The 14,330-nt window shown below is 65.0% G+C and carries 11 protein-coding genes; 4 read left to right on the forward strand and 7 right to left on the reverse strand.

Going from position 1 to position 14,330, the window contains the following annotated elements:
• The first annotated feature begins 17 nt into the window (after window positions 1-17).
• Window positions 18-848: an NAD(+) diphosphatase gene (nudC, locus tag JZZ72_RS20420; RefSeq protein ID WP_058541138.1), complete on the forward strand. Its 831-nt coding sequence runs from the start codon at window positions 18-20 to the stop codon at window positions 846-848.
• Here the strand turns inward: nudC and JZZ72_RS20425 are convergent.
• The 5 genes from JZZ72_RS20425 to JZZ72_RS20445 form a co-directional block, all read right to left on the reverse strand.
• Complete coding sequence (locus tag JZZ72_RS20425) at window positions 816-1,595, reverse strand: TSUP family transporter (RefSeq protein WP_043859924.1); 780 nt, start codon at window positions 1,593-1,595, stop codon at window positions 816-818. The two genes, nudC and JZZ72_RS20425, sit on opposite strands and share 33 nt — an antisense overlap.
• Window positions 1,596-1,761: 166 nt before the next feature.
• Window positions 1,762-2,529 carry an SDR family oxidoreductase gene (locus tag JZZ72_RS20430; protein ID WP_043859923.1) on the reverse strand — a complete coding sequence of 256 codons (768 nt, stop codon included), beginning with the start codon at window positions 2,527-2,529 and terminating at the stop codon, window positions 1,762-1,764.
• A 28-nt stretch (window positions 2,530-2,557) separates the two neighbouring features.
• On the reverse strand, window positions 2,558-3,625 hold the full coding sequence (locus tag JZZ72_RS20435; RefSeq protein ID WP_054915451.1) for a phosphotransferase family protein: 1,068 nt from the start codon (window positions 3,623-3,625) through the stop codon (window positions 2,558-2,560).
• A gap of 178 nt (window positions 3,626-3,803) precedes the next feature.
• A complete protein-coding gene (locus JZZ72_RS20440) occupies window positions 3,804-4,121 on the reverse strand; it encodes an SCP2 sterol-binding domain-containing protein (protein WP_043859921.1) in 318 nt (105 codons plus the stop codon).
• Window positions 4,122-4,176: 55 nt separating this feature from the next.
• On the reverse strand, window positions 4,177-4,887 hold the full coding sequence (locus tag JZZ72_RS20445; RefSeq protein ID WP_058541137.1) for a histidine phosphatase family protein: 711 nt from the start codon (window positions 4,885-4,887) through the stop codon (window positions 4,177-4,179).
• Window positions 4,888-5,084: 197 nt separating this feature from the next.
• Here JZZ72_RS20445 and sohB point away from each other — a divergent pair, with 197 nt between their 5' ends.
• Window positions 5,085-6,101: a protease SohB gene (gene sohB / locus JZZ72_RS20450; RefSeq protein ID WP_054915449.1), complete on the forward strand. Its 1,017-nt coding sequence runs from the start codon at window positions 5,085-5,087 to the stop codon at window positions 6,099-6,101.
• Between the two features lie 69 nt (window positions 6,102-6,170).
• Window positions 6,171-11,093 carry an NEL-type E3 ubiquitin ligase domain-containing protein gene (locus JZZ72_RS20455; protein WP_210015018.1) on the forward strand — a complete coding sequence of 1,641 codons (4,923 nt, stop codon included), beginning with the start codon at window positions 6,171-6,173 and terminating at the stop codon, window positions 11,091-11,093.
• Between the two features lie 53 nt (window positions 11,094-11,146).
• On the opposite strand, the gene JZZ72_RS20460 is transcribed toward JZZ72_RS20455, so the two are convergent.
• Together JZZ72_RS20460 and JZZ72_RS20465 are read right to left on the reverse strand one after the other, a co-directional pair.
• Window positions 11,147-11,641, reverse strand: coding sequence for a DUF934 domain-containing protein (locus tag JZZ72_RS20460; RefSeq protein ID WP_043859917.1), 495 nt, complete (start codon window positions 11,639-11,641; stop codon window positions 11,147-11,149).
• Window positions 11,625-13,283 carry a nitrite/sulfite reductase gene (locus JZZ72_RS20465; RefSeq protein WP_043859916.1) on the reverse strand — a complete coding sequence of 553 codons (1,659 nt, stop codon included), beginning with the start codon at window positions 13,281-13,283 and terminating at the stop codon, window positions 11,625-11,627. Before JZZ72_RS20465 ends, JZZ72_RS20460 begins: the two co-directional genes overlap by 17 nt.
• Window positions 13,284-13,511: 228 nt before the next feature.
• Between JZZ72_RS20465 and JZZ72_RS20470 the strand changes: the two genes are divergently transcribed.
• A partial coding sequence (locus JZZ72_RS20470) for an ABC transporter substrate-binding protein (RefSeq protein ID WP_210015019.1) occupies window positions 13,512-14,330 on the forward strand: 819 nt, incomplete at its 3' end.

The raw sequence follows: 14,330 nt of genomic DNA on the forward strand, positions 1-14,330 counted from the left end.
CCCTCAAGGAACGCAACATGTCAGCGCGCTGGACCACTGCAGTACTGGACCCCAACACCCCCGGCGGCCTGGCCGTCGCCCACTGTGCCGAGGGCTTTCTGGTGGACGCCAACGGCGCGCTGTTCCCGCGGGACTGGCTCAGGCGCCAGGACCTGGACGTGGTGTGCGAGCACGGCATCGGCCACTTCGACGGCCAGCCGGTGTTTCTGCTTGAACTGCGCTCGGCACAGGCGCCGCAGGGCTGCAGCTGGCGCGGCCTGCGCCAGTTCATGCTGGAAGGCGATTCCGATACCTATACCCTCCTCGGTTACGCCGCGCAGATCGCCACCTGGGCCCGCGAGCACCGCTTTTGCGGCAGTTGCGGGCAGGCGATGGTGCAGATCCAGTGGGAGCGCGCGATGTACTGCGCCGGCTGCGAGCTGCGCAGCTACCCGCGCATCTCGCCGAGCATGATCGTGCTGATCACCCGTGGCGACGAGATACTGCTGGCGCGCTCGCCACGCTTCGTGACCGGCGTGTACAGCACCCTGGCCGGGTTTGCCGAGCCGGGCGAGTCGGCCGAGGACTGCCTGGTGCGCGAGGTGCGTGAAGAGGTGGCGCTGGAGGTGAAGAACCTCCAGTACGTGGGCAGCCAGTGCTGGCCGTTCCCGCATTCGATGATGCTGGGCTTTCATGCCGAATACGCCGGCGGCGAGATCGTGATGCAGGCCGACGAGATCGAGGATGCCCAGTGGTTCAGCGTGCATGCGCTGCCGCCGTTGCCGGCGGGCCGCTCGATTGCGCGTTACCTGATCGACCTGTACGTGGCGCGCCGCCTAGGCCTGGCCGAACCAGTGCTGCCACGCTAGGCGTACGGTCAGGGCCAGCACCACGGTGATGAACACCGGGCGGATGAACTTGCTGCCGCCGCTGATGGCGGTGCGTGCGCCGAAGAACGCGCCGACCATCAGCGACGAGCCCATGGCCAGGCCCACCGCCCAGTCTACCTGGCCGGAGAAGATGAACACCGACAGTGCTGCGGCGTTGCTCACGAAGTTCATGCTGCGCGCCACGCCACTGGCCTTGACCAGGTCGATGGGGTAGAGCAGCAGGGTGCTGACGGTCCAGAACGCGCCGGTGCCCGGGCCGGCCACGCCGTCATAGAAACCCAGGGTCAGGCCCTGGGGCAGTTGCCACTTCTTCTTGATCGGCGCATCGGCGTCCAGCGGCGCCTTGGGCGTGCCGCCGAACAGCAGGTAAACACCGCAGGCGAACACCACCACCGGGAGCATCTTGTTCAGCCATTCGGCCGGCAGGTAGTGGGCAACGATGGCGCCGATGAAGGCCCCTACCAGGGTACCGACCAGGGCGTGTCGCCACTGTGCGGGGTGGAACAGCTTGCGCCGGTAGTAGGTGAAGCCGGCGGTGGCCGAGCCGAAGGTGGAGCTGAGCTTGTTGGTGCCCAGCACCAGGTGCGGCGGCATGCCGGCGGTGAGCAGGGCGGGGGTGGTGAGCAGGCCGCCGCCGCCGGCGATGGCGTCGATGAACCCGGCCACGAAGGCCACGGCGGCAAGAATGGCAAGGGTGGTGAGATCTACGCTGAGTTCGAAGGGCATGGTGTTGGGCTTATTCGACTGGGGCGCAGAACGGTAAAGCTGCGCCTGAGGGGCGCTATGGTAAAGGAGATGGTGCGTGCCTGTCAGGGCCCTATCGCGGGTCAAGCCCGCTCCCACAGAAATAGCGGTGATCCTTGTGGGAGCGGGCTTGACCCGCTATGTGGTATCAGGACAGGAACCCCCCATCCACATTCAACGCCGTACCGGTGGTGTAGCTGGACGCATCGCTGGCCAGGTACAGCACCGCGCCCGCCATCTCCTTCGGATCGGCCACGCGCTTGAGCGGGATCTGCTGTAGCGCCGTGTTCAGGATCGCTTCGTTCTTGACCAGCGCCGAGGCGAACCTGGTGTCGGTCAGCCCCGGCAGCAGCGCATTGCAGCGGATGCCAAAGGGGGCGCATTCCTTGGCGAACACCTTGGTCATGTTGATCACCGCCGCCTTGGTCACCGAGTAGATCCCCTGGAACACCCCCGGCGATACGCCATTGATCGATGCCACGTTGATGATGCTGCCGCCGCCGTTTTCGCGCATCAGCTTGCCGGCCTCGACCGACATGAAGAAGTAGCCGCGGATGTTCACGTCGACGGTCTTCTGGAAGGCGCTCAGGTCGGTGTCCAGCACGTTGCAGAACTGCGGGTTGGTGGCGGCGTTGTTGACCAGGATGTCCAGGCGACCGAACTGCTCGCGAATGCCGGCGAACACCGCGCCGATCTGTTCCATCTCGCCAATGTGGCAGGCCACCGCCGTGGCCTTGCCGCCGGCGGCGATGATCGCGTCGGCCACGTGCTGGCAGCCGTCGAGCTTGCGGCTGGACACGATCACGTGGGCACCCTGCTGGGCCAGCAGGTGGGCAATCGCCTCGCCGATGCCGCGGCTGGCGCCGGACACGAAGGCGATCTTGCCGTCGAGGTCGAACAACTGGGTCTTGGACATGGGGCGGGTTCCTTGTAGTTGTAGGGCGTCAGAGCGTGGATTTGCCGATGACCTGCAGGCTCATGTGCTCCAGCAGCTTGTTCATGTGCACGAACTGGGCGAAGCGCTTGTCCTGGGTCTGGCCATGGAAGAAGCGGTAGTAGATCTGCTGCACGATGCCGGCCAGGCGGAACAGGCCGTAGGTGTAGTAGAAGTCGAAGTTGTCGATCTGCAGCCCGGCACGTTCGGCGTAGTAGTCGACGAACTGGCGCCGGGTGAGCATGCCCGGTGCGTTGCTCGGCTGGCGACGCATCAGTTGCACGGGCGCAGGGTCGCCGGCTTCGATCCAGTAGGCCAGGGTATTGCCCAGGTCCATCAGCGGGTCGCCGAGGGTGGTCATTTCCCAGTCCAGCACGCCGATGATGCGCATGGGGTTGTCGGCGTCGAGGATCACGTTGTCGAAGCGGTAGTCGTTGTGCACGATGGCGGGGCGTGGGTGGTCGGCCGGCATCTTCTCGCGCAGCCAGGCGATCACCGCTTCCCAGCGCGGTGCATCCGGGGTCAGGGCCTTTTCATAACGTGCGCTCCAGCCTTCGATCTGGCGCTGCACATAGCCTTCGGGCTTGCCCAGGTCGGCCAGGCCGCAGGCGGTGTAGTCCACCTGGTGCAGCTCGACCAGGCGGTCGATGAAGCTCTTGCACAGGGCTTCGGTGCGCTGGCTGTCCAGGCCCAGTTCGGGGGGCAGGTCCGAGCGCAGGATGATGCCCTTGACCCGGTCCATCACGTAGAACTCGCCGCCGATCAGCGACTCGTCGGTGCAGTGCACGTAGGCCTTGGGGCAATAGGGGAAGCCGCTGTTGAGCTGGTTGAGGATGCGAAACTCGCGGCCCATGTCGTGGGCCGACTTGGCCTTTTGCCCGAACGGCGGGCGGCGCAGCACGAACTCGCGGTCCGGGTAGCTGAGCAGGTAGGTGAGGTTGGACGCGCCACCGGGGAACTGGCTGATCACCGGCGTGCCGCTCAGGCCCGGAATGCTGGCCTTGAGATAAGGGTCGATGAGGGCGGCATCGAGTTCTTCGCCGGGGCGAACCTGGGTCGACTGGTCGGTGAGCGTCATGCTTTTCCCTTATTCTGAAAGTCGCTGATTATTGTTTAATCTAATTCTCGTGGATAAACCGAACAAGTGTTTGACTGTGTTATAGGCCAGCGTGTTGCACCACGATCACCACCCCTGATGCCGGGCGAAAAAAAACCGAAGCACAAGGCTTCGGTTCTGGTCGGCATCAGCGCAAGGCTCAGGCCGGGAACAGCTCGCTGAGTTTCATCGACAGCATCATGTCGCCTTCGACGCGCAGCTTGCCGCCCATGAAGGCCTGCATGCCGTCGGTTTCGCCGCTGACGATGCCCTTGAGGGTTTCGCTGTCCAGCACCAGGGTGCAGTTGGCGTCAGGGTTTTCGCCTTCCTGCAGGTCGCAGGTACCGTCCTTGACGATCAGCGAGAAGTGCTTGTCTTCGTCGGTGATGTTGAAGCCGAACACCAGGTCCAGGCCGGCAGCGGCGGCAGGGTTGAACTTCTCTTGCATGGCTTGAACGGCTTTAGCTACGTCGGTCATGGTGTATTCCTTATTAAGTGATGTAAGCGACCCTGGGGCCGCAACAGGCCGGTGCTCATCGGTAGGTGATGAGCGCCGGCACCCTCAGCAACTGCACGTGGGCCTGGTTGTTGAAGGAAGCCAGCGCCACCTCGCGGCCACGAAACTTCAGCTGGCTGAGCGAGGTGTTGACGATCTGCCAGTTCAGCGCGAACGCCTGGCTGGGGGTGATGCCGGTGATCAGGTGGAGCAGGGCGGTGATGGTGCCGCCGGAGGTGAAGATGGCAATGTTGTCGCCTTGCCCGGCCTCGCGCAGCAGGCGTTGCAGGCCGTCGTGCACCTGCTCGACGAAGCCCTGCCAGCTTTGCAGGCCGTCGACATCGTGCTCGCCGCCGTGCCAGCGCTGCACCAGCAGGGCGAACAGGCGCTGGAACTCGCTGCGGTTGTCGCGGGCATTGCGCAGGATGTGCAGCGCCTCGGGCTCGTCCGGCAGCAGGCCGGGCAGCAGCGCGCGTATGACGGCGTCGGCGTCGAACTCGTTGAAGGCAGGGTCGGTTTCCAGGCTGGGTACCGCGCTGCCGGCAGCCTGCAGGCGGGCCAGGGCCAGGCGGGCGGTGTGCTGCTGGCGGCGCAGGTCGCCGGCCATGCAGCGATCCAGGCGCAGGCCCAGCTGGGCGAGGTGATCGCCCAGTGCTTCGCTCTGGGCAATGCCGGTCGGCGACAACACGTCGTAGTCGTCGGCACCAAAGGAGGCCTGGCCATGTCGAATGAGGTAGATGCTGCCCACGTCGTATGCCTGGAGTGAAGGTTCTGGCGAGGGTAGGTGGCCGATGGCGGCCTGTCAACGAAAAAACATACAAGCGTTTGAAAAGGTCGTTTGAACTGCGTTTCGGGGCGTTGCCCACGCTGGTGGAGGCGTGGCCGCGCCGGTATGCTTGGGCCACGTTTGGCGCCGTACGGGCGCAGACATGTTAAGGAGCTACTGTGGATTTTCTTGCTGAATACGCCAGCTTTCTGGCCAAGACCGCGACCCTGGTGATCGCGCTCCTGGTGGTGTTGTCGGCCATTGCCGGGTTGCGCGGCAAGGGCCGGCGCAAGGCCGGGGGGCAGTTGCACGTGACTCGCCTCAACGATTTCTACAAGGACCTGCGCGAGCGCCTGGAGTCGGGTCTGCTCGACAAGGCCCAGCTCAAGGCCCTGCGCAAGCAGCAGGCCAAGCGCGACAAGCAGCAGAAGAAAAAGCCCGAGGACAAGCCGCGGGTGTTCGTGCTGGATTTCGACGGCGACATCAAGGCCTCGGCCACCGAGAGCCTGCGCAATGAAATCACCGCGCTGCTGACCCTCGCCACGCCCAAGGACGAAGTGGTACTGCGCCTTGAAAGCGGTGGCGGCATGGTGCACAGCTATGGCCTGGCCTCCTCGCAGCTGGCGCGTATCCGCCAGGCCGGCGTGCCGCTGACGGTGTGCATCGACAAGGTGGCGGCCAGCGGCGGCTACATGATGGCCTGCATCGGTGACAGGATCGTCAGTGCGCCCTTCGCCATTCTGGGCTCCATCGGGGTGGTGGCGCAGTTGCCCAACGTCAACCGCCTGCTGAAAAAGCACGATGTCGACTTCGAGGTGTTCACGGCGGGTGAGTACAAGCGCACCGTGACCGTGTTTGGCGAAAACACCGAGAAGGGCCGCGAGAAGTTCCAGGAAGACCTGGACGTGACCCATCAGCTGTTCAAGGATTTCGTCTCGCGTTACCGCCCGCAGTTGCACATCGATGAGGTGGCCACCGGCGAGGTCTGGCTGGGTGTGGCGGCACTGAACAAGCAACTGGTGGACGAGCTGCGCACCAGTGACGAATACCTGAGCGAACGCGCTCGCGATTCGAACCTGTATCACCTGCATTTTGCCGAACGCAAGAGCCTGCAGGAGCGCGTTGGCCTGGCTGCCAGCGCCTCCATCGAGAACACCCTGGTGGGCTTGTGGAGCCGTCTGGGCCGCTGGCGCTGAGCAATATGTAGCACTTCACCTGCGTCATGATGGGGTCTGCTTGGGGTTCAATCTACCCCGAGGACCATCATGACCACTCCCACCGATTCCACCCACACCTATGTCACCCCGGGGCCGCATGGCCCCTTCATCCATCAGCGCATGCCTGACTGGCTCAAGCACTCCACCCCTGCAAGTTTCGCGGCCCTGAGCCGGCCCTGGGGCGCCGAACAGCACCAGGGCGCAGGGGATGCGCCGGCGCCCTGGTTCAGCCATGCCCGCGAGGACCAGCGCCAGGCACTGCTCGCCTGCCAGCAGCGCGCCCGCGCCTGCGCCGACGCGTTGGCGCGTACCCTGCGCCCCCTCAAAGGCATCGTCGAGTTCGCCGAGCCGCTGCTCAAGGCCAGGCTCAAGCGCGACTTGCAGCGCGACGACGACGTCAACACCCACGAATTCGTGCACGTCACCCACGACACCGAACTGCTGGGCGCGCTGGTACGCGTGGTGCCCAGGCGCCAGAGCCTGCTGCAGGCGGCGCTGCAGAACTTTGCCCGGGATGCCGAATTCGACGACGGTACGGCCCTGGCGGCCAAGGGCGCATTTTCCATGGCGCTGGTACCTGGCAGCGAGCACGCGCCGCGCTATCGCTACGTTTACAGCAGCAAGCTGGCGGTGGCCCCGCGCGACTTTGCCCGCGTGTGCCATGAGCTGGACTTGGGCAAGCAGTACCAGGACCACCTGGCTGCGGTGTACGAGGCGCCGGCCACCCATGATCGGGTTCGCCGGCAGTCCATCGAGGCCTACAAGGCGCGCCTGCGCGTGCGCACCTGGATTGCGGCGATGAAGGGCGAGATTGGCGAGGCTGCCCGCAGCGCCTTGCTCGGCTGGCTCGATGGCACCGGTGCCGCCCAGTACAACGGCAAGCCCCTGGTGTTCAGCACCCTGGAAATGTTCGGCATTGGCTTGTCCGGTATCTGGGTGGCCAGTGCCGACCGCCTGCTCAGCGAGCAGACCGAGCCTGTGCTGGTGTATGTGCCTGGCGCGCCCCTGTACCCGCTCAAGGAATACCCGAGCATCGAGGCGTTCAAGCGCGACCTGCGCATCAACCTGATTTCGCCGGCCTATCAGCAGGCCATGCGCGCGTGTGTGGCCCGGGCCGATGAAGAGCGCTTCTTCGGGCTGCTGGAAAGCAATCTGTTTCACCTGGTCGATGGCCAGCACGGGCTGCTGGAGCGCCAGCCCAACCTGGAGGCGGACCTGTACCTGCGTGAACACCGTGTGGAAGATGACCTGTTCGAGTTGCAGCATCGACGCCTGATCGAGAAGGCCAAGGCTGATGCGCGGCACCTGGCCGTGCCCAGTGCCGACGCGGACGAAGCGGCCCGCGAGGCGCGCCTGGCGTACTGGGAAAGCATCGGTCTGAACGTGCTCAACAGCGCCGCCTTCTTCGTACCCGGGCTGGGGGAGGTGATGGCGGTGGTGGCGGCCGGCCAGTTGATCGGGGAGGTGGTCGAGGGCATCGAAGACTGGGAGGTGGGTGATCGCGAGCTGGCCATGGCGCACCTGCAGTCGGTGGCACTGAACATTGCATTCGCCGTGGGCCTGGGGCTTGCCCTCAAGCCGTTGGCCGTCGGGCCGGGCAGCGAGTTGCTGGAAGGCACAGTCCAGATCAGGCTGGCCAACGGGCAGTACCGGCTGTGGAAGCCGCAGCTGGAGCCCTATGCCGCGGATGTCGATCTGTCGGGGGTCGTGCCGGACCTTCAGGGGCGCTACAGCGTGGGCGACAAGACCTACATTCGTGTGCAGGGCCGCGCCTACGAGGTGGTCGGCACCGAAGCGGGCCAGTACCAGGTCCGCCATCCTCGCGATGACGCCTACCAGCCGCCGGTGGTGCACAACGGCGCCGGGGCCTGGCGCCTCGAGGCCGAAGACCCGCAGCAGTGGGAAGGCCTGACGTTGTGGCGGCGCCTGGGCCATCTGGTGGACGGCATGGGTGACGAGGACCTGCTGAACATGGCCGCCATCACCGGCATCGACGAGGCACGCCTGCGCCGCCTGCACAGCAACAACGAGCCTTTGCCGGCGTTGCTCGGCGACAGCCTGGTGCGCTGGCAGATGAGCCGCAGGGTGGCGGATGTGATTGCGGCCATGCGCGACGGGCAACCACTGGCCACCGAGCTCGATGCCTTGCCCCTGGCCTTGCTCACACGCATGCCGGGTTGGCCGGCCGGTGTGCTGGTGCGGGTGATGGAGGACGGGCAGCTGGTCAAGGAGTACGGTACGCCGCTGAGCGCCGACAACCGGACCCTGTCGATCACGCGCCAGGAACTGGTCGACGGTCGCTTCCTGACAACGCTGCTGCAGGGCTTGACCGAACAGGAAGAGAAGGCCCTGTTCGGCCCCTACCTGGCCAGGACCGAGGCTGGTCGCCTGACGCAATTGCGTGAAGCCTATGCCCGTTACGCCAGCGTCAACCGCAGCCAGGTGTTCGACAGCCTCTACCGCGCCGACCCGGTGCAGGAGGTGGCGGGCATGGCGGTGGTACGCAAGCAGTTTGCCGGGCTGGCGTGGCGGCAGGCCAGAGAGCTGGTCGAGAGTGCCAGCGTCAGCGAGCGAGCGCAGCTCACCGCCAACCCGCCGCGGGTGCCGTTGCGCCTGGCCGAACAGGCCCGCTGGCTGGCGGAGCAGGCGCGCGTGGTGCGTGCCCGTGAGGGCCTCTACCTGGGCTACACCGATCGCCTGGACTGCCTGAAGGTTGCCATGGACCAGTTGCAGGCCTTGCCGGGTTGGTCTGGCGATGTGCTGTTGCAGGTACGTGAGGGCAGCCCGTGGGGCGATGAGCTCAAGGCGGTCGGGAGCAGCACGGCCACCGGCACCAAGCGTATTCTCGCGCGGCTGGACGAAGGCTATCAGGCCTATGACAGCGAGCATAACGCGCTGGGCGGGGTGGAGCCGTTGTGCGCCGCCATGCTGCATGCGCTGCCCGACAGCGAGCGCGTGCTGCTGGGCCTGAACATCAACCAGGCCGACGCGTTGCGCCTGATGTTGGCCGAGAATGCCGCCAAGGATACGGCTGCGGTGCGTAGCAGCATCGGCGTGCGTCCGCGCACGCGCTGGTTCAAGCCGCCAATGCGCATGCTCGATGGCCAGATCGGTTATCCGCTCAGTGGCCGGCGCCCGTTCGGCAGGCCGCAGACGCCGATGCAGAGGGTCCGGGCGCTGTACCCCGACCTGGCGGTGGACGAGGTGCAGGCCTTTTTGCAGGAGCTAGGCGAGGGGCTCAGTGAGGAGGAGCTGCTGGTCAAGCTTGAGGGGCGTCGCCAGGAACTGTTCAAGCTGATCGATGAGCTGACCGCCTGGCGCAACGATCAGTCCGTGAGTTTCGCCACCCGTCGCCACCGGGAGGTGGCGGCCGATCGCATCGAGCGTTGCTGGCGGCGCCAGACCAGCCCGGTGGTAACCTTTGAAGGGCGAACCGTCGGCTACACCCTCAACCTGTCGGAGACGCGCCTTGAAGGTCTGCCGATTCTGAGTGCCGATTTCAGCCATGTGGCGTCGCTGTTCATGCGCGACATGCAGTTGAGCGAATTGCCCGAAGCCTTTGTCGAGCAGTTTGCCAATACGCGCTGGCTCAACCTTTCCAACAACCTGTTCAGCACCCTGCCTGCCGCGCTGGAAGCCATACCGCGCATCACCCGGCTGACGTTCAGCTACAACAGCCTGGTCATTGATGCTGCTGCCAATGCGGTGCTGGCCAAACTGGTTCGCCTGAGAATCCTCAACCTGGACCATAACCCGTTGATAACCGCGCCCGATGTTTCGACCCTGGTCGACCTGCGCGGGCTCAGGCTGCAGCACACGGGCATCAGTACCTGGCCGACCGGCCTGATGGACCTTGACATGCTCGAAGAGGTCGACCTGCGCGCCAACAACATTCAGGTGGTGCCGCAGGACGTGCTGGCGCCCTCAGCCGAGCGTGTCGATCGGGTGTTGAGGATCAATCGGGTCACCAGCCTGCACGGCAACCCGATCGATGCCGACAGCCAGGTCAGGCTGACGGTCTATCGTCAGCGCACGCGTATCAGCTTTGGCGTGACGCCGAACCTGCGCGTCCATTTTGCGCCCGAGCCGATGGCTGCCGGTGCCACGGCCTGGCTTGCCGGTGCAGATGCGGTGCAGGCGGCCGAACTGCAGGCGATGTGGGATGCGCTCAAGGCCGAACCGGGCACCGGCGAACTGTTCCGGCTGTTCGATGACCTGGGGGAGACGTCCGATTTTCGCGAGACCTACGACGACCTCAAGCAGCGGGTGTGGGCGCTGATCAAGGCAGTGAGCGCCAACACGGCGCTGCGCGAGGAGGTACTGCAGACCCTGGACAGCGTGCGCAATTGTGGCGATGCGGTGATCCTGGTGTTCAGCCAGCTTGAGGTGCAGGTGCTGATCAACCACGCCCTGGCGCTGGGTAGCCAGTTGGGTGCCGAGTGGTCACTGATGAAGCTGGCGCGTGGGCTGTATCGTCTGGAGCAGGTCGAGCTGATTGCCCAACGGGTCATCGATGCACGTGTGCGTGCTGGCACGGTGGTGGACGAGGTCGAAGTGCGGCTGGCTTACCGTACCGCGCTGACCGAGCCGCTCGAACTGCCGGGGCAGCCCAACACCATGCGCTACCGAGCCACTGCCCAGGTCACCGATGCCGATATCAAGGCTGCGCAGAAGGAGATCGAAGAGGGCGAGACGCCGGCAGTGCTCAAGGCTTCGATTGCCCAGCGCGACTTCTGGGTCAGCTACCTGAAGGTGCAGTATGCCGAGCGCTACCAGCGCATCGCCAAGCCGCTGCACGCCCGCATGGAGGCCTTGCAGGCAGATGCAGATGCAGGGCACATCACCGAAGCGGCGTACCTGCGCCAGAGCCACGTACTGCAAGCCAACCTGGCCAAGGAGGAGAAAAAGTTGCTGGAGACGCTGACGGCAGAAATCTGGAACAGCGTGCCCGACCAGGTCACCCGGTTGTAAATTCGACGCCACAAAAAAAGGCCCCGCAAGGGGCCTTTTTCATGGGGCGGTGTTCAGCGTCGACGGAACAGCGGCTGCGGCTCGTCGGTGGCGGCCTGGTAGGTCACCGAGAAGTCCTGCAGGCTCTGCAGCGCTTCGACCGGGTCCTTGTCGGCCCGCAGGGCGAAGGCGTCGAAACCGCAACGCTTCATGTAGAACAGCTGGTCGCGCAGCACGTCGCCGATGGCACGCAGCTCGCCGGTGAACTTGTAGCGGTCACGCAGCAGGCGCGCATTGGAGTAGTTGCGCCCGTCGGTGAAGGCCGGGAAGTTCAACGCGATGACCTGGAAGCTGGCCACGTCATCGCCGATTTCCTCGGCTTCCTCGTCGGCATCCAGCCACACGCCCAGGCCGCCGTCGCGGGCCTTGAGGGCATGGGCGTGCTCGCGCCACAGGTGCAGCGGCACGATGTAGTCGTCGCAGTTGGTCAGTTCGTCCAGGGTGACGTCCTTGGGCAGCAGGTGCCAGGTTTCGTCGACGATCTGGTTGCCCTTAATGATTCGCTGCATAGACGCGCTCCTTGAAAGGGTCGATGCCAATACGTTGGTAGGTGTCGATGAAGCGCTCGTCTTCAGTACGTTTCTCGACGTACACATCGATCAGCTTCTCGATCACGTCCGGCATGTCGTCCTGGGCGAACGAGGGGCCGAGGATCTTGCCCAGGCTGGCGTCGCGGCTGGCGCTGCCACCCAGGGACACCTGGTAGAACTCCTCGCCCTTCTTGTCCACCCCGAGAATGCCGATATGGCCGACGTGGTGGTGGCCGCAGGCGTTCATGCAGCCGGAGATGTTCAGGTCCAGTTCGCCGATGTCGAACAGGTAGTCCAGGTCGTCGAAACGGCGCTGGATGGATTCGGCGATCGGGATCGACTTGGCGTTGGCCAGCGAGCAGAAGTCGCCACCCGGGCAGCAGATGATGTCGGTCAGCAGGCCGATGTTCGGCGTGGCGAAGCCGTTTTCACGCAGCTCCAGCCACAGCGCGTGCAGCTGGCGCTGCTCGACGTCGGCCAGGATGATGTTCTGCTCGTGGGAGGTGCGCAACTGGCCGAAGCTGTAGCGTTCGGCAAGGTCGGCCACCGCGTCCAGCTGCTTGTCGGTCAGGTCGCCCGGCGCCACGCCGGTCGGCTTGAGCGACAGGGTAACGGCCACATAGCCCGGCTTCTTGTGCGCCAGGGTATTGCGCGTGCGCCAGCGGGCGAAGCCCGGGTGCTGCTGGTCGAGCTCGGCCAGCTGGCTGTCGAGGTTGTCCAGCGCCAGGTAGTCGGGGTCGACGAAGTGCTTGGCCACGCGATGCACTTCGGCATCGGTCAGGGTGGTGCTGCCGCCGCGCAGGTGCTCCATTTCGGCGTCGACCTTCTGGGCGAACACCTCCGGCGTGAGGGCCTTGACCAGGATCTTGATGCGCGCCTTGTACTTGTTGTCACGGCGACCGTAACGGTTGTACACGCGCAGGATCGCGTCCAGGTAGCTGAGCAGGTCCTGCCAGGGCAGAAATTCGTTGATGAAGGCGCCCACCACCGGGGTACGGCCCAGGCCGCCGCCGACCAGCACGCGAAAGCCCAGTTCGCCGGCCGCGTTGTGCACCGGCTCCAGGCCGATGTCGTGCACTTCGATGGCCGCACGGTCGCTGGCCGAGCCATTGATGGCGATCTTGAACTTGCGCGGCAGGTACGCGAACTCGGGGTGGAAGGTGGTCCACTGACGCACGATTTCACACCATGGGCGCGGGTCGATCACTTCGTCCGCGGCAACGCCGGCGAACTGGTCGGTGGTGACGTTGCGCAGGCAGTTGCCGCTGGTCTGGATCGCGTGCATCTGCACCGTGGCCAGCTCGGCGAGGATCTCGGGGATGTCCTCCAGGGCAGGCCAGTTGTACTGCACGTTCTGCCGGGTACTGATGTGCGCGTAGCCTTTGTCGTAGTCGCGAGCGATTTTGGCCAGCATCCGGGTCTGGCGCGACGTCAGCTGGCCGTAGGGCACGGCTACCCGCAACATCGGGGCAAAACGTTGAATATAGAGGCCATTTTGCAGGCGCAGGGGGCGGAACTCTTCTTCGCTCAGCTCACCGGCCAGGTAGCGTCGGGTCTGGTCTCGGAACTGCTTGACGCGGTCCTCGATGATCCGCTGATCGTACTCGTCGTATACGTACATAGGGGTCCTGTTCTCAGGCTGCTTGCAGCTAATCGCGCGCACGGCCGCGCACTCCGGGGCGGAGCCGAGGCAAGATAGCAGTTTGCGTTTATGCGCAAAAGTGATGTTTTTGCATATGAAAAGAACTATATGGACTAAGTGAGACTGGCTAGCGTTTGGCTGTCACCTGAGCGTTGCCCGTGCCGTCGCGGTTATACTCGGCGCTTTGCGTTGCAGGAGCGTACTCGAATGCTCAAGGCCTTGTGCCTGTCGGTGTGGCTGGGCCTGTCGCTGGTGAGTGGCGCCCAGGCGGCCTCGGTGGTGTTTCTCAATCCGGGCAATGCCGACGAGACCTTCTGGGTCAGTTACTCGCGTTTCATGCAAGGCGCCGCGCAGAACCTGGGCATGTCCCTGCGAGTCGAGTACAGCGGGCGTGATCGCCAGCGTGTGCTGCATCAGGCGCGACAGGCGCTTCAGGGGCCGCAGCGGCCGGACTACCTGGTGCTGGTCAACGAGCAGTACGTGGCGCCGGAGATCATCCGCCTGTCGCGCGGCAGCGGGGTCAGGCTGTTTCTGGTCAACAACGGCCTGACGGTCGACCAGGCGCGGCAGGTGCACGAGTATCCGGACCGTTATCCGCCGGTCCTCGGCACCCTGACCGGCAACGACGAGGAGGCCGGCTACCGCATGCTCAAGACGCTGGTCGAGCAGTTGCCGCCCGCTGCCCTAGAGCAGGGCGTGGACCTGCTGGCGTTCTCTGGGTTGAAGCACACCCCGGCAGCGCAGTTGCGTGAGCAGGGCATGCACCGGGCGTTGGCCGAGTTGCCCGGCGTGCACCTGCGCCAGCTGGTGTATGGGGAATGGAGTCGCCAGCGCGCCTATGAACAGGCGCAGTTGCTGGGTGCGCGTTATCCGCGTACGCAGCTGGTGTGGTCGGCCAATGACGAGATGGCGTTCGGCGCGATGCAGGCATTCGAGGAGGCCGGGCGGGTGCCGGGCCGGGATGTGCTGTTCAGTGCGGTGAACAGTTCGCCGCAGGCCCTGCAGGCGCGAATCGAGGGTCGATTG

This window comes from Pseudomonas palmensis, from assembly GCF_017848315.1.
GTDB lineage: Bacteria > Pseudomonadota > Gammaproteobacteria > Pseudomonadales > Pseudomonadaceae > Aquipseudomonas > Aquipseudomonas palmensis.

Bases quoted from the DNA above. Each gene is read 5' to 3' on its own strand.
- JZZ72_RS20430 (WP_043859923.1), bottom strand. From the start codon at position 2,529: ATGTCCAAGACCCAGTTGTTCGACCTCGACGGCAAGATCGCCTTCGTG.
- JZZ72_RS20460 (WP_043859917.1), bottom strand. From the start codon at position 11,641: ATGCAGCGAATCATTAAGGGCAACCAGATCGTCGACGAAACCTGGCAC.
- JZZ72_RS20425 (WP_043859924.1), bottom strand. From the start codon at position 1,595: ATGCCCTTCGAACTCAGCGTAGATCTCACCACCCTTGCCATTCTTGCC.
- JZZ72_RS20435 (WP_054915451.1), bottom strand. From the start codon at position 3,625: ATGACGCTCACCGACCAGTCGACCCAGGTTCGCCCCGGCGAAGAACTC.
- nudC (WP_058541138.1), top strand. From the start codon at position 18: ATGTCAGCGCGCTGGACCACTGCAGTACTGGACCCCAACACCCCCGGC.
- JZZ72_RS20455 (WP_210015018.1), top strand. From the start codon at position 6,171: ATGACCACTCCCACCGATTCCACCCACACCTATGTCACCCCGGGGCCG.
- JZZ72_RS20440 (WP_043859921.1), bottom strand. From the start codon at position 4,121: ATGACCGACGTAGCTAAAGCCGTTCAAGCCATGCAAGAGAAGTTCAAC.
- JZZ72_RS20465 (WP_043859916.1), bottom strand. From the start codon at position 13,283: ATGTACGTATACGACGAGTACGATCAGCGGATCATCGAGGACCGCGTC.